This window comes from Nonomuraea sp. NPDC049625, from assembly GCF_040675285.1.
In the GTDB taxonomy this organism is placed as follows: Bacteria; Actinomycetota; Actinomycetes; order Streptosporangiales; family Streptosporangiaceae; genus Nonomuraea; species Nonomuraea angiospora_A.
This window is the reverse complement of the sequence record NZ_JBFAOQ010000004.1, coordinates 322,135-348,971: the sequence shown is the minus strand read 5'-3', so window position 1 is coordinate 348,971 and position 26,837 is coordinate 322,135. Positions and strand designations below refer to the sequence as shown.

23 protein-coding genes are annotated in these 26,837 nt (G+C 71.4%); 8 read left to right on the top strand and 15 right to left on the bottom strand.

What is annotated here, in order from left to right:
* The first annotated feature begins 56 nt into the window (after positions 1-56).
* The 4 genes from AB0J87_RS19965 to AB0J87_RS19950 all read left to right on the top strand — a co-directional run bounded on the left by AB0J87_RS19965 (position 57) and on the right by AB0J87_RS19950 (position 4,270).
* Complete coding sequence (locus AB0J87_RS19965; RefSeq protein ID WP_363967114.1) at positions 57-1,184, top strand: ROK family protein; 1,128 nt, start codon at positions 57-59, stop codon at positions 1,182-1,184.
* 72 nt (positions 1,185-1,256) lie between these two features.
* Positions 1,257-2,510, top strand: coding sequence for a sugar ABC transporter substrate-binding protein (locus tag AB0J87_RS19960; protein WP_363967112.1), 1,254 nt, complete (start codon positions 1,257-1,259; stop codon positions 2,508-2,510).
* A gap of 1 nt (position 2,511) precedes the next feature.
* On the top strand, positions 2,512-3,459 hold the full coding sequence (locus AB0J87_RS19955; protein ID WP_363967110.1) for a sugar ABC transporter permease: 948 nt from the start codon (positions 2,512-2,514) through the stop codon (positions 3,457-3,459).
* Positions 3,452-4,270, top strand: coding sequence for a carbohydrate ABC transporter permease (locus AB0J87_RS19950; protein ID WP_350736700.1), 819 nt, complete (start codon positions 3,452-3,454; stop codon positions 4,268-4,270). The genes AB0J87_RS19955 and AB0J87_RS19950 overlap by 8 nt, the downstream gene beginning before the upstream one ends.
* 57 nt (positions 4,271-4,327) lie before the next feature.
* Here AB0J87_RS19950 and AB0J87_RS19945 read toward each other — a convergent pair whose 3' ends face one another.
* From AB0J87_RS19945 to AB0J87_RS19930, 4 genes are all read right to left on the bottom strand, one after another.
* Entirely contained in the window at positions 4,328-5,650 is a 1,323-nt protein-coding gene (locus AB0J87_RS19945) for a glycoside hydrolase (protein ID WP_363967108.1), read from the bottom strand.
* A gap of 152 nt (positions 5,651-5,802) precedes the next feature.
* On the bottom strand, positions 5,803-6,741 hold the full coding sequence (locus tag AB0J87_RS19940; RefSeq protein ID WP_363967106.1) for a hypothetical protein: 939 nt from the start codon (positions 6,739-6,741) through the stop codon (positions 5,803-5,805).
* A 73-nt stretch (positions 6,742-6,814) separates the two neighbouring features.
* Positions 6,815-7,252, bottom strand: a complete 438-nt coding sequence (locus AB0J87_RS19935) for a VOC family protein (RefSeq protein WP_350736709.1) — start codon at positions 7,250-7,252, stop codon at positions 6,815-6,817.
* A gap of 1 nt (position 7,253) precedes the next feature.
* A complete protein-coding gene (locus AB0J87_RS19930; protein WP_363967104.1) occupies positions 7,254-7,826 on the bottom strand; it encodes a DinB family protein in 573 nt (190 codons plus the stop codon).
* A gap of 61 nt (positions 7,827-7,887) precedes the next feature.
* On the opposite strand from AB0J87_RS19930, the gene AB0J87_RS19925 reads away from it, so the two are divergent.
* Positions 7,888-8,859, top strand: coding sequence for a YafY family protein (locus AB0J87_RS19925; protein ID WP_363967102.1), 972 nt, complete (start codon positions 7,888-7,890; stop codon positions 8,857-8,859).
* Here the strand turns inward: AB0J87_RS19925 and AB0J87_RS19920 are convergent.
* The 9 genes from AB0J87_RS19920 to AB0J87_RS19880 form a co-directional block, all read right to left on the bottom strand.
* On the bottom strand, positions 8,856-9,464 hold the full coding sequence (locus AB0J87_RS19920; protein WP_363967100.1) for a GPP34 family phosphoprotein: 609 nt from the start codon (positions 9,462-9,464) through the stop codon (positions 8,856-8,858). The genes AB0J87_RS19925 and AB0J87_RS19920 overlap by 4 nt on opposite strands.
* 16 nt (positions 9,465-9,480) lie before the next feature.
* Positions 9,481-10,860 (bottom strand): APC family permease, encoded by a 1,380-nt coding sequence (locus AB0J87_RS19915; protein WP_363967098.1) that lies wholly within the window; start codon positions 10,858-10,860, stop codon positions 9,481-9,483.
* A 124-nt stretch (positions 10,861-10,984) separates the two neighbouring features.
* The gene (locus AB0J87_RS19910; protein ID WP_355201410.1) at positions 10,985-11,710 is read right to left on the bottom strand and encodes a TetR/AcrR family transcriptional regulator; all 726 of its coding nucleotides are present in this window, start codon (positions 11,708-11,710) and stop codon (positions 10,985-10,987) included.
* A gap of 42 nt (positions 11,711-11,752) precedes the next feature.
* On the bottom strand, positions 11,753-13,252 hold the full coding sequence (locus tag AB0J87_RS19905) for a multicopper oxidase family protein (protein ID WP_363967096.1): 1,500 nt from the start codon (positions 13,250-13,252) through the stop codon (positions 11,753-11,755).
* A gap of 78 nt (positions 13,253-13,330) precedes the next feature.
* On the bottom strand, positions 13,331-14,701 hold the full coding sequence (locus AB0J87_RS19900; RefSeq protein ID WP_350736728.1) for a sulfatase-like hydrolase/transferase: 1,371 nt from the start codon (positions 14,699-14,701) through the stop codon (positions 13,331-13,333).
* Positions 14,702-14,711: 10 nt separating this feature from the next.
* Entirely contained in the window at positions 14,712-15,518 is an 807-nt protein-coding gene (locus AB0J87_RS19895) for a carbohydrate ABC transporter permease (protein ID WP_363967094.1), read from the bottom strand.
* Positions 15,518-16,393: a sugar ABC transporter permease gene (locus AB0J87_RS19890; RefSeq protein WP_363967092.1), complete on the bottom strand. Its 876-nt coding sequence runs from the start codon at positions 16,391-16,393 to the stop codon at positions 15,518-15,520. The genes AB0J87_RS19895 and AB0J87_RS19890 overlap by 1 nt, the downstream gene beginning before the upstream one ends.
* Positions 16,390-17,655, bottom strand: coding sequence for a sugar ABC transporter substrate-binding protein (locus AB0J87_RS19885; protein ID WP_363967091.1), 1,266 nt, complete (start codon positions 17,653-17,655; stop codon positions 16,390-16,392). Before AB0J87_RS19885 ends, AB0J87_RS19890 begins: the two co-directional genes overlap by 4 nt.
* 15 nt (positions 17,656-17,670) lie before the next feature.
* Positions 17,671-18,672: a LacI family DNA-binding transcriptional regulator gene (locus AB0J87_RS19880; RefSeq protein WP_363967090.1), complete on the bottom strand. Its 1,002-nt coding sequence runs from the start codon at positions 18,670-18,672 to the stop codon at positions 17,671-17,673.
* 229 nt (positions 18,673-18,901) lie between these two features.
* Here AB0J87_RS19880 and AB0J87_RS19875 point away from each other — a divergent pair, with 229 nt between their 5' ends.
* Together AB0J87_RS19875 and AB0J87_RS19870 are read left to right on the top strand one after the other, a co-directional pair.
* Complete coding sequence (locus AB0J87_RS19875; RefSeq protein ID WP_363967088.1) at positions 18,902-22,363, top strand: serine/threonine-protein kinase; 3,462 nt, start codon at positions 18,902-18,904, stop codon at positions 22,361-22,363.
* A gap of 11 nt (positions 22,364-22,374) precedes the next feature.
* Positions 22,375-23,319, top strand: coding sequence for a hypothetical protein (locus AB0J87_RS19870; RefSeq protein ID WP_363967086.1), 945 nt, complete (start codon positions 22,375-22,377; stop codon positions 23,317-23,319).
* 6 nt (positions 23,320-23,325) lie between these two features.
* Here the strand turns inward: AB0J87_RS19870 and AB0J87_RS19865 are convergent, their stop codons facing one another.
* Positions 23,326-24,156, bottom strand: a complete 831-nt coding sequence (locus AB0J87_RS19865; protein ID WP_363967084.1) for a hypothetical protein — start codon at positions 24,154-24,156, stop codon at positions 23,326-23,328.
* Between the two features lie 175 nt (positions 24,157-24,331).
* Between AB0J87_RS19865 and AB0J87_RS19860 the strand changes: the two genes are divergently transcribed.
* Positions 24,332-25,189: an aldo/keto reductase gene (locus AB0J87_RS19860; RefSeq protein ID WP_363967083.1), complete on the top strand. Its 858-nt coding sequence runs from the start codon at positions 24,332-24,334 to the stop codon at positions 25,187-25,189.
* Between the two features lie 50 nt (positions 25,190-25,239).
* Here the strand turns inward: AB0J87_RS19860 and AB0J87_RS19855 are convergent, their stop codons facing one another.
* Positions 25,240-26,790: a glycosyl hydrolase family 18 protein gene (locus AB0J87_RS19855; RefSeq protein WP_363967855.1), complete on the bottom strand. Its 1,551-nt coding sequence runs from the start codon at positions 26,788-26,790 to the stop codon at positions 25,240-25,242.
* Positions 26,791-26,837: the final 47 nt, after the last annotated feature.

Below are 26,837 nucleotides of genomic sequence, written 5' to 3'. Positions count from 1 at the left end.
AATATCATGGAGACCATCATTATTAGGAGTCGGCTGGCTGACGGCAAGGGGGGTCCATGGGCGAGGATCTGAGCGGCGGTGACCTGTCGCGGCTCAGGCAGCTCAACGCGCTCGCCGTGATCAAGGCGCTGCGGGGCGGGCCCTCGCTCACGCTCACCGAGGTCGCCAAGCGCACCGGCCTGTCGCGCGCGTCCGCCGAGGACGTGGTCCGCGAGCTGCTGCAGAAGGGCTGGGTGGCGGAGGCGGGCGCCACCGCGGGCAGCGTGGGCCGCCCGGCCAGGCGCTACCGCTTCAGGGCGGACGCGGGGCGGGTGCTCGGCGTCGACATCGGCGGCCACAAGATCCGCGCCGTCGTCGCCGACCTCGACGGGAACGTCGGCGACCGGGCCGCCGTCCCGGTGACGCCGGAGATGGGCAGGCCGGAGCGGCTGGAGGCGGTGGACGCCGCGGTGGCCGCGTGCCTGGAGGGCGCCGGCCTGGCCGCGGGCGACGTCTGGGCCGCCGGCGTCGGCACGACGGGCCTGGTGGACGGCGTGGGCCGGGTGATGCTGTCGGAGGCGCTGCCCGAGTGGACCGGCGTCGACCTGGCCGCCCACGTGCGCCGGCTGGTCCCCGGCCCCGTCCTGGTCGAGAACGACAGCAAGCTCGCCGCCAGGGCCGAGTGCTGGCGCGGCGTGGCCCGCTACGCCAAGGACATGGTGTTCCTGCTGGCGGGGCTCCGCACCGGCGCCGGCCTGGTCATCGACGGCAAGGTGCACCGGGGCTTCGCCAACGCCTCGGGCGAGATCGGCGCGCTGCCCGCGCTCGGCTGGATCCGCGCCCAGGAGCACCTCAAGGCCGCCAGCGGTGAGGCGGGCGACGTGTTCGCGGCGGCCCGGGCGGGTGAGCGGGCGGCCGTCACGGCCGTGCGCCGCTACGTCAGGGACCTGGCGCTCGGCGTGTCCGCCCTGGTCCTGGCGCTGGACCCGCAGATGGTCGTGGTCGGCGGCGGCTACTCCCGCTCGGCCGACGTGCTCATCGAGCCGCTCAAGCGCGAGCTGGACCGCTGGTGCATCCGCACGCCCGAGGTCCTCATGTCCGCGCTGGGCGACGAGGCCGTGGTGCTCGGCGCCGTACGGATCGCGCTCGACGACGTCGAGGACCGCCTGCTCGACGGCCGCACCCCGCTCGTGAGCCATCTGTAACAAAGGAGGCCCTTGAAGAAAATTTCACTGGACTCCATCATTACTCCCACGTTCTAGGAGAGGACACGGGAGATGTGGAAGTCGGCACGGAGCGGTGCGGCGCTCCTTTGCGCGGCGTTGCTGGCCTCCGCGTGCGCGGGCGGTGAGCAGGCTGGCACGGGTGCGCGGTCGCAGGAGAAGGTGACGCTGTCCTACGGCGTCTGGGACGCCACCCAGCAGGCGGTCATGCAGGAGCTGGCCGCCGAGTTCACCAAGACGCACCCCAACATCGCCGTCGACGTCCAGGTCACGCCATGGGCCGACTACTGGACCAAGCTCAAGGCGGCGGTGACCGGCGGCGCGGCCCCCGACGTCTTCTGGATGAACGGCCCCAACTTCCAGCTGTACGCCTCCAACGGCGTCATCAAGCCCATCGAGGAGCAGGTCGACAGCTCCGTCTACCCCAAGCCGCTGGTCGACCTCTACACCTACGACGGCAAGCTGTACGGCCTGCCGAAGGACATGGACACCATCGGCGTCTGGTACAACAAGACGCTCTTCGACGCCGCGAAGGTGAAATATCCGGCAGCCGACTGGACCTGGGCCGACTTCAAGGCCGCCGCCGCCAAGCTCACCGACGCCAAGAAGGGCGTCCACGCGATCGGCGCGGAGCTCACGAGCTTCCAGGAGTACCAGTACAACACCATCTACCAGGCCGGCGGCCACGTGATCTCGCCCGACGGCCGCAAGTCCGGCTACGACGACCCCAAGACCATCGAGGGCCTGCGGTTCTGGACCGACCTGATCGCCGGCGGGCAGTCGCCCGACCTCAAGACCATGACCGACACCGCCCCGATCCAGCTCTTCGAGGCCGGCAAGCTGGCGATGTACTGGGGCGGCTCCTGGGACGTGGCCGAGTTCACCAAGAACGACTACACCAAGGACAAGGTGGACGTGGCCCCGCTCCCCAAGGGCGAGAAACAGGCCACGATCATCCACGGCGTCGCCAACGTCATGTCGGCCAAGACCGAGCATCCGGCCGAGGCGTGGGAGTTCGTCAAGTTCCTCGGCTCCAAGCCGGCCGCCGACCTGCTGGGCAAGAAGGGGCCGATCCCGGCGTACAACGGCACGCAGAGCGCGTGGGCGGCCGCCCATCCCGAGCTGAAGCTGCAGGTCTTCCTCGACGCCGTCGCGTACGCGGTGCCGTACCCCGTCTCCAAGAACACCGCCGCCTGGCAGGAGGCCGAGCTGACCCAGCTCACCAAGGCGTGGACCGGCGAGGTGCCGATCGAGAAGGCGGCCGCGGACCTCGCGGCCGGGATGAACGAGCTGCTGGCCAAGGAGTGACGTGACCGCCACCGCCGAGAAGCGCCTCACCAGGGCGGCTCACGCGGCGAGGAGACGTCCGCCGCGCACCGAGGCCCTGTGGGGGTACGTGTTCATCGCCCCCACCGGGCTCGGGCTCGCGATCTTCTACCTCTGGCCGGTGCTCCAGACCGCGTACTTCTCCTTCACGGAGTGGGGCGCGTTCGGGGGGCACACCTGGACGGGTCTGGACAACTACGTCCGGCTCGTCGCCGACCCGGAAGTGGGCCGGGCCGTGTTCAACACGCTCGCCTACACCGGGCTGGGCCTGGTGGGGATCCCGCTGGCCATCGTGTTCGCCGCGCTGCTCAACCTGCCGGGGCTGCGGGGCGTGGCCGTGTACCGGACGGCCTTCTTCCTGCCCGTGGTCACCATGCCGGTCGCGGTCGCCATGCTCTGGCGGTGGCTCTACAACGGCGACTACGGCCTGGTCAACCAGGTGCTCGCGGTCGTCGGCGTGGACGGGCCCAACTGGATCGCCGATCCGGACACGGCCATGTACGCGCTGGTCGTGGTGGGGATCTGGAGCAGCATCGGCTACAACCTGATCATCTTCCTGGCCGGGATGCAGGCCATCCCGAAGGAGCTGTACGAAGCGGCGAGCCTGGACGGGGCCGGTCGCGTCCGGCAGTTCTTCTCGGTCACGCTGCCGATGTTGTCGCCGACCGCGTTCTTCATCTCGATCGTGTCCGTGATCGGCTCGCTGCAGCTGTTCGACCTGGTCTTCGTGATGACCGGGTCCGGGCAGGCGGCGCGGGCCAACCCGGCGTACTCGCGGCTCCAGACGGTGGTGCAGCTCTTCTACGAGCGCGCCTTCGTCACCGACGACCGCGGCTACGCCGCCGCCATCGTGATCGCGCTGCTCCTGCTCATCGCGGCGCTGACGGTCCTGCAGTTCCGGCTCCAGCGCAGGTGGGTGCACTATGTCTGAGCGTCGTCGGTCGTTCGGGGTGCACGCGGTGCTGGCCGCGGCGTCGCTGGCGATGGTGGCCCCGTTCGTGTGGCAGGCCGTCACCTCGCTCAAGACGCTCAGCGGCGCCACCCGGGTGCCGCCGAGCCTGCTGCCCGAGTGGCGGTGGGACAACTACGCGAAGGTCTTCGAGCTGCTGCCGTTCGGCGACCAGTTCCTCAACACGGTGGTGATGGCGGCGGGGCGGGTGGCGGGGCAGGTGCTGTTCTGCTCGATGGCCGCCTACGCCTTCGCCCGGCTGCGCTTTCCCGGCAGGAACCTGCTCTTCGGCGTCTTCCTGTCGGTGCTCATGGTGCCGCCGCAGCTCTTCGTGATCCCGCAGTACCAGATCATGTCGTCGCTCGGCTGGCTCAACAGCCTGCAGGCGATCATCGTGCCGGGGCTGTTCAGCGCCTTCGGGGTGTTCCTGCTGCGGCAGTTCTTCCTCGGTCTGCCGCGCGAGCTGGAGGAGGCCGCCCGGCTGGACGGCGCCGGGCCGGTGCGCATCTACTGGTCGATCATGCTGCCGCTGGCCCGGCCGGGCCTGGTGGCGCTGGCCATCCTGGTGCTGCTGTGGGCCTGGAACGACCTGTTCTGGCCGCTGGTGGTCAACACCGACCCGGACAAGATGACGCTGTCGGCGGGGCTGGCCGCGCTCCAGGGCCAGTACCAGACGGACTATCCGGTGCTGATGGCCGGCTCGCTCATCGCCTCGCTCCCGGTGATCGCCGTCTTCGTGTTCCTGCAGCGGCAGTTCATCCAGGGCATCGCCACCACGGGCTCGAAGGGCTGACCGCCCCGCTCGTGACGGGAGCCCGGGCCGGCACCTGCCCGGGCTCCCGCGGCCTCCTCAGCGGAGGACGATCGTGGTGAGCGCCCGCGGCTGCAGCGTCACCGTGCGGCCCGTCACCGCGGACGGCGTGAGCGAGTTGGCGCCGTCCGTGAGGTACGCGGTCGCCCGGCCGCGCACGCCCTGCCACGTGACCGGCGCGGTGCCCGTGTTGAGCACCTCGACGACGCGCGAGCCGTCCGGGTTGCGGAACGCGGAGACCTTCAGCGCCGGATCCGCCGCCGCCGTCTCCAGCCTGACCGCGCCCGGCCGGATGAACCTGCTGTACGCCGCCAGCGCCCACAGCCGCTTCGACACGCGATACGTCTTCGCCGTGTCGTCGAGCTGCAGCAGCGCCCGGGTCGCGCCGCGCGAGCCGCCCAGCCAGTAGACGTAGCCGCTGACGTTCCCCAGCGTGAGCGCGTCGTGGACGGCCTGCGCGATCGCGAAGCCGTCGTAGCCGCTGCCGTCGTCCCAGCTCTCGTTCCAGGTGCTGCCGTTCGGGTTCCACTCCGACATCCAGGTCTTCCTGGTCGTCGGCAGCGGCGCGTCCACGGGGCTGGCATAGGTGTGCCCGGTGTGGGTCTTCACCCAGCGGCGGGCCTCGGGGTCGGCCTCGATCGCGGCCGTGTACGCCTTCGCCTGGTTCCAGCCGAAGGAGTCGCAGCAGGTCACGTGCACGCCCTTGGCCACCGGGCCCAGCACCTTGGCGAACTGGGCGGCCTGCTCCGGGGTGAAGCGCATGGAGGCGTACGTGGCCGTCCAGTCGGGCTCGTTCGTGAACCCCAGGTCGGTGATCTTGATGCCTTCCTTGGCGTAGAACTTCGTGTACGCCACCAGGTAGTTCGCGTACGCCCGCTGCCACTCCGGCTTCAGCGTGCCGCCGCCCTTGTCGTCGCCGTTGTCCTTCATGTAGCCGGGCGCGCTCCAGGCGTCGGCGAAGAACCGCTTCACGCCGTACGCCTGGGCCGCCTTGGCCACCCACACCTGGCTGTTGTCGTCGCCGTCCCACACGTACCTGGGCGGGGCGTCCGGGCCGCCGGGGTCCTCGGGCTGGATCGACACCATGTGGTCGTACGGGCTCCCGGCGGGGGAGGAGCCGATGCCGAGCCGCAGGATGCTGAGCCCGGCGCCCTTCTCGCGGTCGAACCACAGGTCCAGGACCTCGCGCTGCTGCGACTCCGGCAGCGCCTTGAGCAGCTCGTTGCGCCGGAACGCCTGGGAGATGCCGAAGCCGTCGATCTCCTGGTGCCTGACGTGCTCGTTCACGGTGATGGCGGGGGGCTGGGAGGGATTCACCGCAGGGAGGCCGAGCAAGGCGACCGCGACGACTCCACGAAACATGACGCCTCCGAAAGTTTCGGATACATATCGATATATTTCACCGATATCGCCGGAACCGTAAGCGGTCCGGAGGCCTCCCGTCAACCGATGTTCAGCGCGCGGACACGGCAGGGCCGGGGCGCTGTGCGCGCCCCGGCCCCCACTCCGGTGCGTCAGCGGCTCGCGACCGGCGGCGGATTGACGACGGTGCCCGGCGGCGCCGGGTCCGGGGCGATGATGAACTCCTCCGGCCACACCGTGAGCTGGATCTGCTGCCCGGCCCCCTTGATCACGTCGTGCAGGTTGCCGCGTTCGAGCTTGGTGAGCAGGAACACCTCGTCGTCCCGGTTGACCGGGTCCGCGCGCAGCCAGGCGTCGAAGCCGTCGAAGTCCGTGAAACCGGCCGCGAGGTACGGCACGAGGCGGCGGAACAGCTTCGGCCACATCACCAGGCCCTCGGCGTCGGCCAGGCCGGTGACGGTGGCGGCGCCGTCGGGGTCGGCGGTCGAGCCGGGCCAGATGCCGGCGGCCTTCCCCCTGGCCGGCTGCGACACCTCCGCCAGGTGCGTACGCAGCTGCGCCGGCAGCGTCGCGTAGAACGCCGGATAGACCAGCCCGCCGGCCAGCAGCGTGCCGTTGGCGGACGCGTCCACGAGCGCCGGGTCCAGGAACACCGAGGTCCCGTCGGCCCCCGGATGCTCACCGGCGTAGGCGAACCCGATCAGCCGGCCGTTCGCGTCGACCCCGTTCGTGAGCACGTGCCCGCGGATGGAGTCCTGGTCCGCCGACTGCACCTTGTTGGGCAGGTCCTCCCAGTAGCGCACGTTCGTGAACCCGAGCAGGCGCAGCAGCTCGTCCCTGGCCGCGTTGGCCCCGGCGAGCTGCTGATGCGTCTCCTCGAAGTGGGTCTCCAGCGCGTCGATGGCCTCCAGACGCACGGAGACGCCGCGGCGGTTGATCTTCGGCGGGTGGCCGGAGCGCCGCGGCAGCCCCTCCACCAGCGCGGGTGAGTCGGGCAGGAACTTCACGGTGTCGCCGTCGGGCTCGGGGCCCTGCCGCGGGAGATCCGCGTACCGGATCACGAAGTTCCCGCGTAAAAGCGTGTAAGTCATGGATTGCCCCCCATCATGTGGCGAGCGGAGCGTAACCCGCGCACTTCGCGCCGTCCATGGGGGGCGCGGCCGATCAGTCGAGGCAGAACTCGTTGCCCTCGGGGTCGGCCATCACGATGTGACCGGCGCCGAGCGGGGGAGCGGGCTCGTGGCGCTGGAGCCGCGTGGCGCCGTGGGAGACGAGCCGCTCGGCCTCCGCCTCCAGGGCCGCCATCCGCGCGTCGCCCTCGAACCCCGGGGCGGCCCGCACATCGAGGTGCACGCGGTTCTTGACCTGCTTGCCCTCCGGCACCCGCTGGAAGAACAGCCGCGGTCCGGCCCCGTCGGGGTCGATCACCGCGGAGGCGTCGTTGCGGCGCTCGGGCGGCACGCCCATCGCCTCCAGGGCCTGCTCCCACGACTCGAAGCCCTTGGGCGGGTCCTGCACCCGGTAGCCGAGGGCCTCGGCCCAGAACGCGGCCAGCCCGGCCGGATCGGCGCAGTCGAAAGTGATCTGAACGTCGCGGGCCATGTCAGCTCGCCTCCCGGTGAGTGTGCAGGTAGAGGTCGCGCAGCAGGCAGACCTCCGCCAGATGGTGGATCAGTTCGCGGTTGATGTGCAGCACCAAGGCCGCCAGCGGAAACTCGGCGTACGGCCCCTCCGCCTCCCCGCACGGGCGGGCGAGGCCGGCCTCGCCGAGGGACTCGACCCCGGCCAGCCACGTGGCGTATTCGGCGTCGAGCTGGGCCAGCGCCGCGTCCGCGGTCGGAGCGTACTCGAACGACCCGTAGTCGGTCGGCGTGGCGCCGAAGTGCGAGGCGTTACGCATCGCCAGCACGCCGACGATCACGTGCCCGAGCCGCCAGGCGATCGTCGTCAACGGCGGCGGCTCGGGCATCGGGAACTCGAAGTCGATGGTCATCGCGCCGGCCCCGGCCTGCACCGGCGCGGCGCCGGTGCCGCGCGGCCGCACGCTCCAGCAGCCGGGCGCCGGCTCCCAGAAGTACTCGTCATCGGTGAGCCCGTCGAGGCGATCGCGCAGCTGATGGGTCCAGTGCCAGTCGGTCTGATCTCGGAGCAGGGTGTTCCAGGGCAGGTCGTTCATGGCTCAAGCCTCTCGCATATAGCGGACAGGATCGGTCCGTGATCTGTGGAACGATGAGCGCGTGTCTGTTGAGTCGACGACCGAGCGGGTGCTGCGGCTGCTGGCGCTGCTGCAGCGCCGGCCGTCCTGGACCGCTGTCGAGCTCGCCGCCGAGCTGGGGGTCACCGACCGCTCGGTGCGCCGCGACGTGGAGCGCCTACGCGCGCTCGGCTATCCCGTGCACGCGACGGCGGGCGTCGGGGGCGGCTACCAGCTCGGCGCGGGCACCCGGCTGCCGCCGCTGCTCCTCGACGACGAGGAGGCGATCGCGACGGCGGTGTCCCTGCGGCTGGCGGCGGGAGGCACGGTCGCCGGGGCGGGCGAGGCGGCGCTGCGGGCGCTCGCCAAGCTCGACCAGGTGATGCCGCCCCGGCTGCGCGCCGAGGTCCGGGCGGTGTACGGCGCCACCGAGACCCTCGCCGACCCCGGGGTCGAGATCGACGCGGAGCTGCTGATGATGCTCGCGCGGGCCTGCCGCGACGCCGTGCGGGTGCGGTTCCGGTACGCCACGCACGACGGCGGGGAGCGCGAGCGCACGGTCGAGCCGGTGCGGATGGTCTCCACCGGCCGCCGCTGGTACCTGATGGCCTGGGACGTCGACCGCGACGGCTGGCGCACCTTCCGGCTGGACCGGATGCACGAGGCGGAGGCGACGACCTGGCGCTTCCGGGCGAGGGAGCATCCTGACCCGGCCGCCTACGTGCAGCGGTCCGTGGCCGAGGCCCCCTACCGCTATCTCGCCCGGGTGCGCCTGCACGCGCCGCCAGACCGCGTGCGGGAGCTGGTGCCGCCCCAGGTGGGGCGCGTCGAGGACGATCGCGACGGGTGGTGCGTGCTCGTCGCCGGCGGGCAGGACCTCGACTGGCTCGCCGTGCACGTTGCCCGGCTGGGCTTCGAGGCGGAGGTGCTGGAGCCCGCCGAGCTGCGGGAGGCCGTCGCCCGGCTCGCCCGCCGCCTCGCGGCGATGGCCGGGCCCGGCTCAGGTCGCGGCTAGCGGTACACCGCCACGGCGGCCTCCCCGACCAGGGTGTCCACGACCGCGACCAGCTCACCCACCACGGGCGGGGCGGCCGAGGCGATCTCGCGGAGGCGACCGACCAGCCGGTTCGCCGGCTGGTCGAGGTAGAGCTCCGACTCCAGCCGCAGCACCGCCACCAGCCCGCAGAGCGCGGCGCACCGCGCGTCCGGCGGCTTCCAGCCCTCGACCGCCGAGCGCACCCCCGAAGAGGCCCGGACGACCGAGGCGATGTCGGCGAGCTGGTGACGCGTGTACGGCAGCATGCCCAGGCGGCGCCTGCTCACCCTGACGAGCACGCCCGAGGCGACCAGGGCCTCGCGGGTGCGGTCGTAGAGGCCGTTCGCCGCCTTCTTGATCAGGAGCCTGACGTCGCCGTCCGCCAGGGAGACGGGGGTGTCGCCGGCCGGAGGGCGGGAGACGGTCGCCCGGCCGTCGGCGACGGTGACGCGACCGCTGACGGCCAGTTCGAGCACCACCGCGCCGGCCAGCCCGAGAGCCATCGACGACTGGTGGATCAGGGGCTTGCCGGACTGGTCGTGCGCGATGAGATACAGGTCCTCGTGGAGCGGCAGCCGGTTCATGGTGTCCCCTCGCCCGTCAGAGACGTCCGGTCAGGCCCTGGAGGGTGGGCCGGCGGCCGAGCGCGTACAGGCCGGCCAGCACCAGGCCGCCGACGCCGAGCCAGATCAGGCCCACCAGCTGCGCCATCACATGGGCGTTGATCACGACGAAGACGAGGATCCCCATCCCGATCAGCGGCGCGACGAGGTGTGTCCACATGGCGTCCGAGCCGAGGCGCAGCGAGTAGTGCACGATCACCGACGCGTGCAGGACGATGAACGCGACCATGGCGCCCATGCTGATCAGGCTGCTGAGGAGGTCGACGCCGTCGGAGCGGGTGGACATCCAGACCCCGAGGCCGACGGACAGCAGGGAGACGAGCGCGATGGCGTTGGCCGGCACCGACTGCCTGACCGACACCTTCGCCAGGAACGACGGGAGCTGCCGGTCGCGGGCCATCGCGTACAGCAGGCGGGAGGCCGCGACCTGGGCCACCATGGTGTTGGCCACGCCCCAGGAGAGCGCGGTGGCGGTCGAGGTGAGGTGCCTGAGCCACTGGCCGCCGGCCACCGCGGCCGCGTCGTAGAACGCGGTGTCGCCTCCGTGGCGCAGGAGGCCCGCCGGGTCGGGCACCAGCAGCGCGGCCACCCACACCTGCACGATGAACAGCACGCCCGCCAGCACCAGGGCCAGCCGCATGGCCCTGCCCACCTGCTCGGACCCGCCGGTGGACTCCTCGACCAGCATGCTGATCCCGTCGAAGCCGATGAACGACAGCACGGCCACCGACACCGCGGCGAACACCACCGGCCAGGAGAACGTCTCCAGGTTGAACAGCGGGGAGAGGCTGAACCCGCGGCCCTTGCCCTGGAGCAGGGCCCAGACGCCGACCACGAGGAACAGCGCCAGCACGACCAGCTCGAACACGATCATGATCCGGGTGAGCTTGACCGTCATCCGGATGCCCCGGAGGTTGATCGCGGTGTTGAGCGCCACGAAGGCGATCAGCCAGATCCACACGGGGATCTCCGGCACGATGGCGTGCATGGCGATCGAGGCGACGAGGTAGAGCAGGCACGGGACGAGGATGTAGTCGAGCAGCACCATCCACCCGGTCAGAAACCCGGCCGGCGGCGCGATGCCGCGGCCGGCGTAGTTGTAGACCGAGCCGGACAGCGGGAACGCCTTGACCATCTGCGCGTACGAGGCTGCCGTGAACAGCAGCGCGATCATCCCGACGAGGTACGCCAGGGCCGGCATGCCGCCCGAACGGGCGTAGACGGAGCCGAAGATCGCGAATGGGGAGATCGGCACCATGAACACCAGGCCGTAGGACACGAGGTCGGTCATCCCGACCCCGCGACGTAACTCCTGCCGGTATCCGAACTGCTCGACGTTCGCGTGCTGTGTGGGCACGACGGCCACTCCAAGGTCATGCGGGAACGGGGGGTTCGATTGGGCGATCCTTCCGTAGCCCGAGGCCGCGTCGCAAGACCGATGGCAGGCTTATGTCACACGTGAGCAGGGCTCGAAATGGGGTTCAGCCGAGGCGGGACTGGAGACCGTCGAGGACCCGCTGGAGGCCGTACTCGAAGCCGTCCTGGTCGGCCTGGGAGGAGAGCTGGCCGCGCTGCGCGGCGTAACGGGCGCGCAGCCGCGGGTAGTCCTGCACGGCCCGCTCGGCCGCCGGCCACAGGTGCTCCACCCACTCTTGCTCGGTCTGACCGCTGCGGGCGATCATGGACAGGATCGCGGCCTCGCTGGTGGTGACGCCGAGCACGTACGCGACGAGCGTGCTCATCGCCTGGTCGGCCTCGTCGAGCGGGAACCCGGCGGACTCGAAGACGCCGAGCATGTGCTCCGTCTGGCGCAGCATGTTGGGCCCCAGGTAGGCCAGCCCCACCTCGCCGAGCTTGGCGGCCATCCACGGGTGGCGCAGGATCGTGGCGCGCAGGCCGTGGGCGATGCGCGCGATGACCTCCCGCCACCGGGTGGCGTCGGTCTCCTCGGGCAGGGGCAGCTCGCCGTAGACCGCGTCCACGGCGAGCTCGATCAGCTCGTCCTTGTTGGCCACGTGGCGGTAGAGCGAGGTCGCCCCGGCGTTGAGCCGGCTGCCGAGGCGGCGCATGCTCAGGGCGTCGATGCCCTCCTCGTCGAGCAGCCGGACGGCCTCGGCCACGATCTGGTCGCGGCTCAGCGCCGGCTGCTCCCGCTCGCGGCGGGGCCGCGCCCACACCGAGGGGATGGACTGCTCGTCTTTCGCCATGCCCCTCACCATAGCGCACGTTGTACGCATGTGCGAACAGTGTTAGCGACGACGCTTCCGCTTGCGGTCGTGCTGCTGGGGACGGTGGCCGGCGTGGGCCGGGGCCGGGGTCCGGGCGGGGCCGTAGCCGATGGCGCCCATCATGCCCTGCTCCTGGTGATACAGGTTGTGGCAGTGGAACATCCACTCGCCGGGGTTGTCGGCGAGCACGTCCAGGTGGAGCCGCTGGCGCGGCTTGATGTTCACGGTGTCCTTGCGCGGCCCGCTGCCGTCGGCCAGGCGCAGCTGGAACGTGTGGCCGTGCAGGTGCATCGGGTGCCACATGGGCGACTGGTTGTCCAGGATCAGCCGGACCGTCTCCCCCCGGTCCACGCGCAGCCGCAGGTGGTCGCCGGCGACCTTGTCGTTCATCGTCCACTCGTTGCCGGACGGGCGCATGCCGAGCGTCACCGTGATGGCCCTGGACGGGCGGGGGAGATCGAGGGACGACGGGGCCTCCAGGTCCCGGTACGCCAGCATCCGCTCGGTCAGCTCCGGCACCTGGACGGTGCTCGCCGGCGCCTCCGCCCGCCGATCCGTCCGCACCACCGCGAACGCCCGCCCCCGCTTGCCCTCCGCTATCGCGACCAGCGGGAACGCGCCCGAGTCGAGCCGGGCCAGGAAGTCGTAGCGCTCGCCCATGCCGATGAGGAACGTGTCCACGTCCACGGGCCGGCACGGGAACCCGTCGGTGTGGGTGACGGTCATGCGATGCCCGCCGAGCGCCACCCGGAAGGCGGTGTCGGACGCCGCGTTGATCACCCGGAACCTGACCGTGCGGCCCGGCGCGGTGCGGAAGGTCATGGGGGCGTCCGGCGCCTGGCCGTTGACCAGGTAGAGCGGGTGCACCATCTCCGCCGCCACGCCGCCGAGCGCCTCGCTGCGCAGGGTGTCGTCGTGGTCGGTGGAGGCGTTCAGCCGGGCCAGGGCGTCGTCGGGAGTGCCGTCGATGCCGTCCAGCCAGTCGTCGAGCACGACGGTGAACTCCTCGTCGTAGTCGAGCGGCTCCCGCGGGTCGAGGACGACCAGGGTGCCGTACAGGCCGCGGTCGGGCTGGGTGCCGACGTGCGAGTGGTAGAAGTACGTGCCGGGATCGGGCACGGTGAAGTCGTAGTCGAACGTCTTGCCCGGCTGGGTCGCCTCCTGGCTGAACCCGGGTGCGCCGTCCATGGGGAAGTCGAGCCTGATGCCGTGCCAGTGCACGGTGGTCGCCGCGGGCAGGTCGTTGACCAGCTTCGCGCGGACCCGCTCACCGGCCATGACCCTGATCTGCGGGCCGGGGACCTCGTCGTTGTACGTCCAGGTGCGCACCGTGCGCCGCCCCAAGGTGACCGTCGCGGGCCGGGCCCGCAGCACCATCGCCCGGGGCCGCGGCTGCGCCGCCGCGGGCGGGCCCCCCAGCAGGGGAACGGCGCCGGCCAGCGCACTGGCGAATGTGCCGGTGACGAACGCCCGGCGGGACACCCGCCCGCCCGTACCCCACGAACTCGACCAACCACCCACGACACCTCTCCCTCCGCTCACCAGGCGAGATTACGGAGGGTAACGGGCGAAATCCCCTCGCCACGCCGATGGAGATCCCTAGCGCGTGCCGGGCGGGCGCTGGTGGCCGAAGCGGACCGGCTTGGAGCCGCTCAGCCGCACCTCCGGGTCGGTCATCGCCTGCGGCGGCGCCGGTCGCTCGACGGCCGCTTCGATGACCGGCTCGGCCCCCTCGGCCTCCGCGATCCGGCGGACGAGCCGCTCCCGCAGCTCCGCCGCCACCCCGGCGTGCGACGGGAACCCCGCCAGGTTGACCAGCTCGTGCGGGTCGTTCTCCAGGTCGTACAGCGCCTGCTCCCGGTAGCGGTCGGAGGCGGGGTCGTCCCACGGGTGGGCGTCCTCGGCGACGGCGTAGTACTTCCAGCGCGAGGTACGGATCCCGCGTCCCACCTCCGACTCGCTCACCTGGAAGAACACCTCCTCGGGCCACGCCGCCCCGGGGTCCCGGACCAGCGGAAGGAACGAGCGGCCCTGCATCCCGTCGGGGACGGGCAGCCCGGCGGCCTCCAGGAGCGTGGGAGGCAGGTCGATGGTGCTGACCGGCCGGGAGACGGCGCCGCCGCCGTCGAAGCCGGGGCCGCGCAGCGCCAGGGGCACGCGCAGCGAGGCGTCGTGGCACGAGCGCTTGTACTCGCCGTTGCGGGTCTTGAAGTGGTTGCCGTGGTCGGAGGTGTACGCCACGATCGTGTCGTCCAGCAGGTCCATGCTGCGCAGCGCGTCCAGCAGCCGCCCGAGCCCCTCGTCCAGCCGCTTGACCTGCCCCAGGTAGCCGCCCATGTGCTGGTGGGCGGTGCCGCCGAGGGCGGCCAGGTCCGGCGGCATCCAGCGGCCCTGGTAGCGCTCCTCGTAGCCGTCGGGGGCCGGGTAGTTGTCCACCTCGTTCTGGTGGTGCGGCTCCAGGAACGACAGGAACAGGAAGAACGGCTCCTCGTGGTGGTCGGCGACGTACCTGATGGCCGCGTCCACGAGGGCGTCGGAGCGGTAGCCGGGCAGCATCACGGGCTCGTTCGCCTCGTCGTACACGATCGTGCGGTAGGCGTCCGAGGTGTGCTCCAGCGCGTTCGCGGCCAGCCACGACCGGTAACCACCGCGCCGGTCGGCCGGGACGGGCTCGCCGCCGCCGAGGTGCCACTTGCCGATGTAGCCGGTGGCGTAGCCGGCCGCGCCGAAGTGGTGGGCCAGCGTGCGCTCCTCGGGCGGCAGCACGCGGCCGTTGCGGTGGACGCCGGTCGTGGTCGGGTAGCGGCCCGTCTGCAGCGCGGCGCGGGCGGGCGCGCACACCGGCTGCGGCGTGAGCGCGACCGTGGCCTGCGTGCCGTGCCTGGCCATCCTGTCGAGGTTGGGGGTGAAGGGGCCGACGGTGTCCCACCGCTGCTGGTCGGTGAAGACGACGATCACGTTCGGACGCAAGAAATGACTCCTATTTGAGGCCGGTCAGCGCGATGCCGCGCACGAAGTATCGCTGGGTGAAGATGAAAAGGACGGCGGTGGGGACGAAGAGGATCACCGAGCCCGCGGCCGTGAGGTGCCACAACGTGAAGTACTCCTGGTTGAACAGGGTGAGCCCGACGGGAATGGTGCGCATCTCGGGCGTCGTGGTGGCGACCAGCGGCCAGAGGAACTCGTTCCACTGGAAGACGAACGTGAACAGCCCGAGCACGGCCAGCGCGGGCCGCGTCTGCGGCAGGATGATCCGCCGGTAGATGCCCAGCTCGGAGGCGCCGTCGATGCGGGCCGCGCTGATCAGGTCGTCGGGGATGGGCTGGATGAACTGCCGCATGAGGAAGATCCCGAACGCGTCCATGAGGAACGGCGTGATCAACCCCTGGTACGTGTTGAGCCATCCCAGGTTGGCCATGAGCACGTACAGCGGGATCATCCGCACGAAGAACGGCACCATGAGCGTGGCCAGCAGCGCCACGAACAGGGTGTTGCGCAGCGGGAAGCGGAACTTGGCGAACACGTACCCGACCAGCGGGTCGAAGATCAGGTGCGCCAGCGTGATGGCGCCGGCCACGACGAGGCTGTTGACGATGAAGTTCCCGAAGGGCGCGCGGGCGAACAGCTCGGCGTAGTTGCCCCACTGCGGCGACTCGGGCCAGACCACGGCCTCGGCCGACAACGTCTCGGCCTCGGTCTGGAGCGACAGCGACAGCATGTAGAGCAGCGGCACCACCATGACCAGCGAGGCCGGCCCGAGCAGGAGGTAGAGCAGCGTCCTGCGCATCAGTACACGACCTCCCCGCGCCGCCCCGCCCGGAGCTGGACCAGCGTGAACGCCACGATCACGATCAGCAGCAGCACCGACTGCGCCGAGGAGTAGCCGAAGTCCCTGGTGCGGAAGGCCACGTTGAAGATGTGGAAGACGGACAGGTCGGTGGCGTCGCCTGGCCCGCCGCCCGTGATGATGTAGGCCTGCCCGAACGCCTGCAGCCCCGAGATCACCGCCATCACCGACACGAACAGCGTCGTGGGAGCCAGCAGCGGCAGCGTGATGCGCCAGAAGCGCCGCCACGAGTCGGCGCCGTCGATCTTGGCGGCCTCGTGGTACGTCTCGGGGATGCCCTGCAGCCCGGCCAGGAACAGCACCATCGTGTAGCCCACGCTCTGCCACAGCGTCACCGCGGCGATCGTGAGCAGCGGCGCGGTGTTGAGCCACTGCTGCGCGGGCAGCCCGGCCGCGAGCAGCACCCGGTTCAGCACGCCCAGCTCGGGGTCGAGGATGTTGCGCCACAGCAGGCCGACGATCGCCACGGAGGTCAGGTACGGCACCAGCAGCAGCACCCGGAACGCCACCCGCCCCTTGAGCGGCTGGTCGAGCGCCATCGCCAGGGCCAGCCCGAGCACGATCGAGCCCACGACCACGGCCACCGCGAAGGCCACCGTGACCAGGAACGAGTGCCGCACCGCCGGGTCGGCCAGCGCCTGCGTGTAGTTGCCCAGCCCGGCCCACTGGTCGGCCTGCGGCCCGGAGCGCAGGCTGGTGGCCACGACGTTGCCGATCGGCAGGTAGAAGAAGGCCGCGAAGAACAGGATGGCGGGAAGGAGGAACAGGTAGGCCGTCCGCGCGTAACGACCGGCGAGCGTGCGGGGCCTGATCACCGCAGGAAGCCCTCGGCCGACTTGGTGAACGCGGCGAGCGCCTCGGCGGCCGGCTGGTTCTGGATGAGCACCTGCTGGTACATGACCTTGAGCTGCTCCTCCCACTTGCCGAGTTGCCCGGTGAGGCGCACCTGCTGGGAGGAGTCCTTGGCGTACGGGAGAGCGTCGGCGAAGACCTTGGTGACCTCGTTCGACGCCACCTCGGGCAGCTTCGTCCAGGAGACGCGCGGCATGAGCATGCCGGTCTCCTTGGTGGCGGCCTGCTCGACCTCGATGGCGGTGATGCGCTTGATGAAGTCCCACGACAGGTCGGGCCTGGCGGCCTTGGCGGGTACGAACATGCTGACCCCGGCCGCCTGCGTGGCCTGCGTCTTGTGCTTGAGCGGCGGCGCGACACCCACCTCGATGTCAGGGCTGGTCTTCCTGATCGGCTCCAGGTCCCACGGGCCGGTGAAGATCATCGCGGCGCGCTTGGCCGAGAACAGCTTCTGCGGGCCCGAGTAGTCGGTGCCCGACACCGGCACCGGGGCCACCTTGTGCTTGTGGACGAGGTCGGCCTGGAACTGCAGGGCTGCGACCGCGTCCTCGACCGGCGTCATGACCTTGCCGGTCGACGGGTCGTAGGGGGTGACGCCGGCCTGGGTCAGCCAGGGCCACAGGTAGGTGTAGTCCTGGTTGAGCGCGACGCCGTACACGCCGTCCTTGGTGAGCTTCTTGGCGGCGGCCAGGAACTCCTCCCACGTGGCCGGCACCTCCACCCCGGCGTCCCTGAGCATGGCCTTGTTGTAGAAGAGCGTGTTGCAGGTCAGGTGGAGCTGCACGCCGTACACCTTGCCCTGGTACGAGTTGCGCTCCACGGTGACCGGCTGCCAGTCGGAGGGGAAGCCCATCGCCTGGCCGTCGCGGTCGACGTACTCCTGCAGCGAGCGGGCGTTGCCGGAGACGGCGAACTCCTGCACCCACCCGCCGGGCTCCTCGACCAGGTCGGGCACGGTCCCGGAGGCGAAGTCCGCCAGCAGCCGCGTGCGCAGGTCGGGCCACTGGTACTTCTGCAGGTTGACCTTGACCTTGTTGGTCTGCTCGAACTCGGTGATCACCTTCCGGTAGGCCTGGTAGTCGTGGCCCGCGTTCCAGTAGACGGTGAACGTCCCGGGCGCGGCGGCCTGGGTGGTCGGCGCGCCGGCGCAAGATGAAAGGACGGGTACGGCGGCGGTGGCGGCGGCCAGGCGGAGCAGGTCACGGCGAGACAGAGGGGAGGACATCTCGGGTTTTCCCTTCTACGAAGAGCCCCGCCGCAGGAAGGTCCAGGAGCGGACGATCTCGCGGGCGGGTGGCTGCTCCTCGCCCTGGAGGCGGTCGAAGAGCAGGCGTGCGACGTCGGTGTAGTCGTGGCGGAGCGGGCCGACGGTGCTGAGCTGCGGATTGCTGATGAGACCCTCGTCGATGTTGCCGGCGCCGACGATCGCGACGTCGCCGGGCACGCTGAGCCCGGCGTCCCTGGCTGCCCAGATCGCGCTGATCGCGGCCCGGTCGGAGGCCGCGAAGATCGCGTCGGGGCGGTCGGGCGAGCGCAGCAGCTCGGCGGCGGTCTGGTAGGCCGCCACGCGGTCGTCCGCGCCCGTGGTGATGATCCGCTCGCTCACGCCGTGCCGGTCGAGGGCGGTCGTGTAGCCGAGCAGCCGGCCCGCGGGCTGCTCCCGGTGGAGCTCGTGGCGGTGCGCCAGGAACGCGATGCGCCGCCTGCCCTGGGCCAGCAGGTGCTCGACCGCCTCCGCGCACGCCTCCGTCTCCGGAGTGCGTACGACGTCGCAGCCCTCGAGCCCGTCCTCGTTGCTCAGGACCACCATCGGCAGCCCGGTGCCGGCGAGCCCGGTGACCAGGTCGCGGGTGAGGTGGTCGCCGGCGAGGTTGATCAGCGCGCCGTCGGCGACGCCGCCGCGCAGCACGTCGACGGCGGCCTTCGCGCGGGCCTCGGAGTAGACGGCGAGCGTCACCACGGAGTAGCCGCGGGCGTCGGCCATCTCGTGCAGGTCGGTGGCCAGGCGCTCGTCGCTCGGCACGCCGCCGAGCGAGCTGAGCACCAGGCAGATCCGCTGGGTGCGGCGCTTGCGCAGGCTCCTGGCGGCCTGGTTGGGGGTGTAGCCGAGCTGCCTGGCTGCCTCGAGCACCCGCTGCCTCGTCTCGGCGGCGACGGGGCGATCCCGGCCGCTGAGCACGTAGGAGACGGTCGCCACTGACACGTTCGCCAGCTCGGCCACTTGTCGCGCTGTAGGTCTCATGTTAGTCGTATAACCTAGCATTCCCTATAGAGATAAAGGGAAATCTCTGGCCGCTGATGTGGATAGGAAGGTCGGCGCGTCGATGATTCTCACCGAGAAGTGCGACGACGTGTTAATCGATTAGCACCGTATGCCTCCGACGTTCGCCGGATCAACCCCATCGGCTCGGGTTTTCCCTAGGGACTACCCGGTGGCGCGCGATCGTGGGCAATCGCTAGCTTGGGTTCCTGTGACGCCTCTTTTGCCGGGCGACCCGGCACAACTGGGCGAATACTGGCTGGCGGGCCGGCTGGGCGCGGGCGGGCAGGGGGTCGTGTACGACGCCTACGACGACGCCGGCCGGCGGGTGGCGATCAAGGTCATCCGCCCGGAGTTCCTGGAGCACGCCGGGGCCCGGGCCGACTTCGTCAAGGAGGTGACGGCCGCGCGGAAGGTGGCCTCGTTCTGCACGGCCCGCATCATCGACGCCGACCTCGACGGGCCCGCGCCGTACATCGTGAGCGAGCACATCGAGGGGCCCAGCCTGCGCACGGCCGTCGAGCGGCACGGGCCGTTCGACGCCGACCGGCTGCACCGGCTGGCCGTCGGGGTGGCCACGGCGCTGGCCGCCATCCACGACGCGGACGTGGTGCACCGGGACCTGAAGCCGGGCAACGTGCTGCTCGGGCCCGACGGGCCGCGCGTGATCGACTTCGGGCTCGCCAGGACGGGCGAGATGTCGCAGACGACCGAGGGCGAGTTCGCGGCGGGCACGCCGCCGTACATGGCGCCCGAGCGGCTGGCCGGGCAGCGCGGCGGATCCGCCGTGGACGTGTGGGCGTGGGGCGCGATGATGCTGTACGCGGCCACCGGGCGGCCGCCGTTCTCCGGCGACCTCGCACTCCTGCGTTACCGGGTGACCGGCACGCGGCCCGACTTCACCGTGCTGGCGGAGCCGCTGCGGCGCCTGGTCACCGAGGCGATGTCGCTGGACGCGCAGGCCCGCCCGCCGGCGCGTTCCCTCCTGCTCGACCTCATCGCCATGAACAGCGCCGTCAACGGGCCGGGCCTCTCGCAGGGCGGGCTCTCCGGGCTGCTCAGCAGCGGGAGCCGGGCCGCCGTCGAGGTCAGGCCCCCCGTCGATCTGGCCGCCGATCCGGCCGAGCCGCCGCCGGCCGAGGTCGCCGAGACCGTCTACGGGCGGCTCAGCCCGGAGGACCAGGCGCTCGTCCCCTCGGCGCTGCTGCGCATGGTCCGCTCCGACGAGAGCGCCGAGACCGCGCTCAGGGACGCGGCCACCCGGGATCTCGTCGACGGCGCGCTGGACCCGGCCGGCGTGCAGCGGGTGCTCCAGGCGTACACGGACGCGGGCCTGCTCGTCCACAAGGGCGAGTCGATCACGCTGGCGGGGGCGGCGCTGCTGCGGGCGTGGCCGCGCCTGCGGGACTGGGTGGAGGCCGACCGCGCGGCGCTGAGCGTCCACGACGCCCTGAACAGGGCGGCCACCGTGTGGCACGCGAACGGCCGCCGCCCCGACGACCTCTACCGGGGCACGGTCCTGGACGAGAGCGTCGAATGGGCCGCGAACGGGCGCGGGCCGCTCCGGCCGAACCAGCGCGAGCAGGAGTTCCTGGACGCCTCCCGCGAGCGCACCCGGGAGCTGGCCAGGCGGCGCCGGCGCGTCCGGGGCACGATCGCGGCGCTCGTCGCGGTGCTGCTGGCCGCGGTGGGGGTCGTGGTCGTGCAGGACGTGCTGGGCACGCGCCAGCGGGACACGTCGGCCGCCCGCCGGGTGGCCGCGCTCGCGAACCGGACCCGGGCCGGCGACCCGCTGACGGCGCTGCTGCTGAGCGTGGCCGCATGGCGGATCGCGCCGGTGGCCGAGGCGCGCTCCGCCATGTACGCCTCGCTGGCCCAGCGCGAGCGCTCGGCCTTCCGCCCCGGCCCGGTCTCCGGCTCGGCCCGCTTCGACCTCGGCGACGACGGCACGCGGCTGGCCGTGCTGGACGACGGCAGGTTCACGCTGTGGGACGCGACCACCGGGCGGCCCGCTCGAGCCTTCGGCGGGGTGAGCGGGCCCGTGAGCGCGATCGCGCTGAGCGCCGACGGCCGCAGGCTGGCCGTGGCCGGCGAGCGGTCGATCTCCGTCTGGGACACCGAGCGCGGGGTGCGGGTCGCCGAGCTCGGGGAGGGGGCGCAGCGGCTGGCGTTCAGCCCCAGGCGGCTACTGCTGGCGGCCACCACGGCCGAGGGCCGCGTGCGGGTGTGGGACCTCACCAGCCAGCGCCCGCTGGCAGTCGGCGACGCCACCGAGGTCGCCTTCTCCGCCGACGACGCCCTGATGGCCACGACCCTGCCCGGCGACCGGATCGAGCTGCGCGACTGGCAGGGCGTGCTGGCCCGGCTCCCCGGCGCGGCGCTCGCGTTCGACCCGGCGCGGCGCGAGCTGGCGGTACGGGCAGGCGGCGAGGTCCGCTTCTGGGACCTCGCCGCGCGGCGCTGGCGGGAGCCGGTGCTGAAGGGATTCGGGGCCCGCGCGCTGCGCTTCAGCCAGGACGGCCGCCACCTGGCCGCCTACGACGGCTCCGACCTGGTCCTCTGGTCGCGGAACGGCACCCGGCTGCTGTCCCATCCGGTCGGCGAGCTCGTGTCCGGGCTCCGGCTGGGCCCGGGCACGCTCGCCTTCGGCCTGCTCGACGGCACGGTCGTGACCCTGGACGTCTCCGACCTCACCCGCCCGCGCACGCTGGCCCCCGGGGCCGAGGCCGGGCTGATCGACCCCGCGCGGCGGACGGTGATCGTGCGGCGGCCCAGGGTGGAGGTCTGGCGCCTGGATGAGCCGGCGCGGCCGGCGGTTCTGCCGGTGTCCCCGACCGCGATGGCACTGAACCCTGGCGGCACGCTCCTGGCCGTCGGGACGGCCGATCCCGCGCGGGTGACGCTCTGGAACCTGACGACGGGCACGAAGGACCGGACGTTCCCCGTCAAAGGCGCGAGCGAGGTGGGCGGGCTCGCGTTCGCCCCGGACGGCACGACGCTGGCGGTGGCGCCCTTCCAGGAGACCGTCACCCCGCCCGCGAACAACTGGCGCGACGTCCAGCTCTGGGACGTCCGCCGCAGGGTCAGGACGCGGACGCTGAGCGTCCCCGGCGGCTCCGGGATGATCTTCCGGCCCGACGGGCGGGAGCTGGCGGTGAACGGCGCGGACGGCGCGCTCGCGTCGCTGGGCGGCGCCGAGGCCGTCACCAGGCCGTTCGGGGAGAGCGCGGACGGCGTGCGGGCCATCGCGTACAGCCCGGACAGCAAGGTCATCGCCACCGGCGCGCTGGCCGCCGGGGTGACGCTCTGGAACGCCGCCGACCGCCGGCAGCTGGCCCACCTGCCGCTCAAGGGGTTCGGGGCGGTGGACGTGCTGGCGTTCTCGCCCGACGGGCGGACGCTGGCCGTCGGCGGCTCGAACCGCGTCCAGCTCTGGGACGTCGCCGAACGCGCCCCGCTCGGCTCGCCCGCCGTGTACCCGGCGGGCGAGGTGGTGGCGCTGGCCTTCGACGCCGGACAGCTGCGCTGGCTGCGGACCGACGGCACGCTCGGCGACCAGCCCGCCACCGCCGCCGGCGTGGCCGCCGCCCTGTGCGCCAGGGCCGGGCGCTCGCTCTCCCGGAGCGAGTGGGACCGGCTCATCCCCGGCACGCCCTACCGCGAGATCTGCTGACAGGAGGAGACATGCAGGCTTCGCCCGACATCGTCGCCATCCAGGTGACGCCACAGCCGGTCGTCCTGGACACCGGCGAGGTCGCGCTCCGGATCGAGGTGTCCACCGCGAACGCCACCCGGTTACGCGGCCGGCTGCTGAGCCCGGACGGGACGCGCGTACCGCTCGACTTCGCCGCCCAGCCGCCGCCGTGCGACTGGCTGGCCACGCACATCCTCCGGCCCGCCGACCCGGAGGGAACGTGGCAGGTCGAGGCGCGGGCCGGCCGGGCGACGGCCGTGCACGAGTTCGACGTGGACCGGCGCGGGGCGAAGGCGGAGGCGCGGTTCGAGTCCTTCGACGCGCAGCCCCGGCAGGTCCCCAGGGGCGACCTGATCCGGCTCATCGGCCGGCTGGAGCTGGTCAAGAACGGCGCCTCCGGACCGGCGGCCGGCCTGACCGTCGTGATCGCGTACCAGGAGCAGGAGACGTGCGGGTGGCGCGAGCTCGCCGACGCGGTCACCGACGACCTCGGCCGGTTCCTCGCACAGGCGCCCGTCATGGAGAGCGGCGCGTGGCGGGCCGAGGTCCGCAGCGGCCCCGAGGTGATCGGGGCGGTGAGTGCGGCGGTGTTCGTGGAGGCGACGGCCGAGCAGCGGTACGCGACACAGCTCGATTACGCGGTACGGCGGGCGGGCGGCAGCACCGTCCACTCGGGACGGCTGCGCGGCAAGCCGGGCGCGTCCTGGGAGGGGCTGGGGAACCAGCGCATCTGGGTCTTCTACCGCAAGCCGGGCGCGCCGTCCGGGGCTTTCAACTCGGTCAACAAGAGCACCCTGACCCGGGACAGCCCGGTCCTCAGCCAGGGCCGCTTCGAGGCCCGCACCGGGTCGAAGAGCGGGGGAGCGTGGCGGGTGCAGTACTTCGGCACCAACCTGGCGGCGGGCGTCGTCAGCGACGCCAAGCCCGCGCCGTGATTCCGCTCACTGCCCGGCAAGCGCCACATCGGCGATCTTGACAGAGAGGATCTCGGGAAGCTTGGTCAGCGGTATGACGCGCTCAGGATACGCATTGATAATCATGCCGTGATAAAGCCCTTGCTGGGCGCTTTCTTCGAGCTCGGCCAAGTCAAGTCCGAAGGAATCCAACGCCGTTCGATCCGCAGAGGTCAGCATGGCCACCCATTCGCTGAACTCTTTGGCAAGGGAGTCTTTGATGCCGAGTTTGCACGCGTCGAAGCCTCTCGAGTCGCAGTATCCGGACTGATCCCATGAAATAGGCATGGGCCGGCCCGGGGAGAAGAGTCCGACGTCTATTTGATACGGCCATATGATTCGGACGTCACGCTCCGGCAGGGGCTTTTTGAATTCGATGACGACCAGGACTCTGACCTCGGCGTCCTTCAGGGCCTCCAACTGGCTCGCCGCCTCTTTGACATCCTTCTGGCCATCGCCGGAGCCGAGGCCCTGCAGAAGCTCGGTCAGTCTCCAGGAGGTCAGCCGGGGTGCCTCGACCCCGCCCGGCCGGGTGCCGGTGAGGACGGCGTCTCTGCGGCCGCGCGTGGGTATCGTGACACCGGGAATGGGCCATCTGGCCTCCAGTTGAATGTCGATCGACCGGCTGTCGCGGCGCTCGGGTCGCCGAATCTTCTCGTGGATCACCCGGTAATCCGGGTTCGCCACCGCGAGCGCGTTCACCCAGACGAGCCGGCGTGCCCGATCGTCCGGTCGGCCCTCGTCCACGTCAACGGTGCATCCGGCGGGCAAAGAGAGACACATCAAAAAAGCAATGACGGACGTCGTCCGAAGCACCATCTCTCCTTGCTCCCGGGCGGGTGGGTTCCTAGTCTAAGCGGCGAGAAATGTGGTAATTGGCAATTCCATTTCGGATGATGGCTGCAGCGGCCCCCGGCAGGTGGTGGGGATCCGGCTGACGGGAAGATGGGAGGTGCGTAGACGGCCCAGATGACAGCGAAACGGGGAACCCCGCATGTCCATAGAGCTTCAGTCCACCGGCACGTTCGCCATCGGTGACAAGACCGTTCACCGGCTCGGTTTCGGGGCCATGAGTCTCACCGGGCCCGGGGTCTGGGGGCCGCCGCGCGATCACGACGAGGCCGTGCGGGTGTTGCGGCGGGCCGTGGAGCTGGGCGTCGATCTCATCGACACCGCCGACTCCTACGGGCCCTACATCAGTGAGGAGATCATCCGGGAGGCGCTGCACCCGTACCCGGAGCGGCTGCTGATCGCGACCAAGGCCGGGTTCGTGCGGCCGGGGCCGGGGCAGTGGGTGGTCGTGGGGCGGCCCGCGTACCTGCGGCAGGAGGTCGAGATGAGCCTGCGGCGGCTCGGGGTGGACCGGATCGACCTGCTGCAGCTGCACCGCATCGACCCGGAGGTGCCGCTGGAGGACCAGCTCGGCGAGCTGAAGGCGCTGCGGGACGAGGGCAAGATCGGCAGCATCGGCCTGTCGGAGGTGAGCGTCGAGGAGCTGGAGCGGGCGCGGCGCATCGTCGAGATCGTCACCGTGCAGAACCGCTACAGCCTCACCAACGCGTTCTCGGAGGACGTGCTGGAGCACTGCGAGGAGCAGGGGATCGGGTTCATTCCCTTCAGCCCCATCGCCAAGGGGGCGCTGGCGGTGGCCGGGAGTCCCGTGGACCACGTGGCCAAGGCCGTCGGGGCCACGCCCGCGCAGGTCAGCCTGGCCTGGTTGCTGGCGCGTTCGCCGGTGATGATGCCGATTCCGGGCACGTCGTCGGTGGCCCATCTGGAGGAGAACCTTGCCGCGTCCACCGTGGAGCTGACGGGTGAGCAGGTGAGCGAGCTGACGGCGGCCGCCCGCTGACGGGCCCCACGGCGGGCTCCTGGTTCCAGGGGCCCGCCGTGGGGCGGTGGTCAGTTCAGGCCGGACTTCATGGCCGTGAGGAGTTCGGCGTTCGTGGTGTCGCCGCTGAGCTCCCAGAAGAAGGCGCCGCCGAGGCCCTGGTTCTTCGAGTAGCTCATCTTGCCGCCGATCGTGCTCGGCGTGTCATAGCTCCACCACTGGCCGCCGCAGTACGCGTACGCCGTGCCCGCGACCGTGCCGGTGGACGGGCAGCGCGTCTTGAGCACCTTGTAGTCCTCGATGCCCTGCTCGTACGTGCCCGGCGCGGGTCCCGAGGCGGTGCCGCCGGGCGCGGCCTGCGTGACGCCGGCCCAGCCGCGGCCGTAGAAGCCGATGCCGAGCAGCAGCTTGCTCGCCGGCACGCCCTTGCCCTTGAGCTTCTGGATCGCGGCGTCGGAGTAGAAGCCCGGGGTCGGGATCCCGGAGTAGGAGGTGAGCGGGGAGTGCGGGGCGGTCGGGCCCTGCGGCGCGAAGGCGCCGAAGTAGTCGTACGTCATGACGTTGTACCAGTCGACGTACTGCGCGGCGCCCGCGTAGTCGGCCGCGTCGATCTTGCCGCCGTTCGTGCCGTCGGCGGTGATGGCCGCGGTGACCAGGTTGCCGGAGCCGAAGCGGGAGCGCAGCGCCGACATGACGTTCCTGAACGCCGCCGAGCCGCTGGAGTCGCAGGTGAGGCCGCAGGCGTTCGGATACTCCCAGTCGATGTCGATGCCGTCGAACACGTCCGCCCAGCGCGGGTCCTCGACCAGGTTGTAGCAGGAGTTGGCGAAGGCCGTGGGGTTCTGCGCGGCCTGGGTGAAGCCGCCGGACCAGGTCCAGCCGCCGAAGGAGAACAGCACCTTCAGGTTCGGGTACTTCTTCTTGAGCTTGCGCAGCTGGTTGAAGCTGCCGCGCAGCGCGCCCGCGTCCCAGGTGTCGGCCACGCCGTCCACGCTCTCGCCCGCCTGGTAGAAGCGGTCGTAGTCGGCGTAGCTGTCGCCGATCGTGCACTGGCCGTTCTGCACGTTGCCGAACGCGTAGTTGATGTGGGTCAGCTTGGCCGCCGAGCCGCTCGTGTCGATGTTCTTGACGTGGTATCCGCGCTGGTAGACGCCCCACTGCACGAAGTAGCCGAGCACCTTGTTCCCGCCGCCTCCGCCGCCCGTGGTCGTGGCGGTGGCGGTGTTGCTGTTGGCGGAGCGGTTGCCGGCGGCGTCGCGGGCGCGGACGGTGTAGCTGTAGGCGGTGTTGGCGGCCAGTCCGGTGTCGGTGTGGGTGGTGCCGGTGACGGTGGTGATGAGGGTGCCGCCTCGGTAGATCTCGTAGCCGGTGACGGCGACGTTGTCGGTGGAGGCGTTCCAGGCGAGGGAGACGGTGCTGCCGCTCACGCCGGTCGAGCGCAGGTTGCCCGGCACGGTCGGCGGGCTGGTGTCCGTGCCGCCGCCGCCCGTCGTGGTGGCGGTGGCGGTGTTGCTGTTGGCGGAGCGGTTGCCGGCGGCGTCGCGGGCGCGGACGGTGTAGCTGTAGGCGGTGCTGGCGGCCAGTCCGGTGTCGGTGTGGGTGGTGCCGGTGACGGTGGTGATGAGGGTGCCGCCTCGGTAGATCTCGTAGCCGGTGACGGCGACGTTGT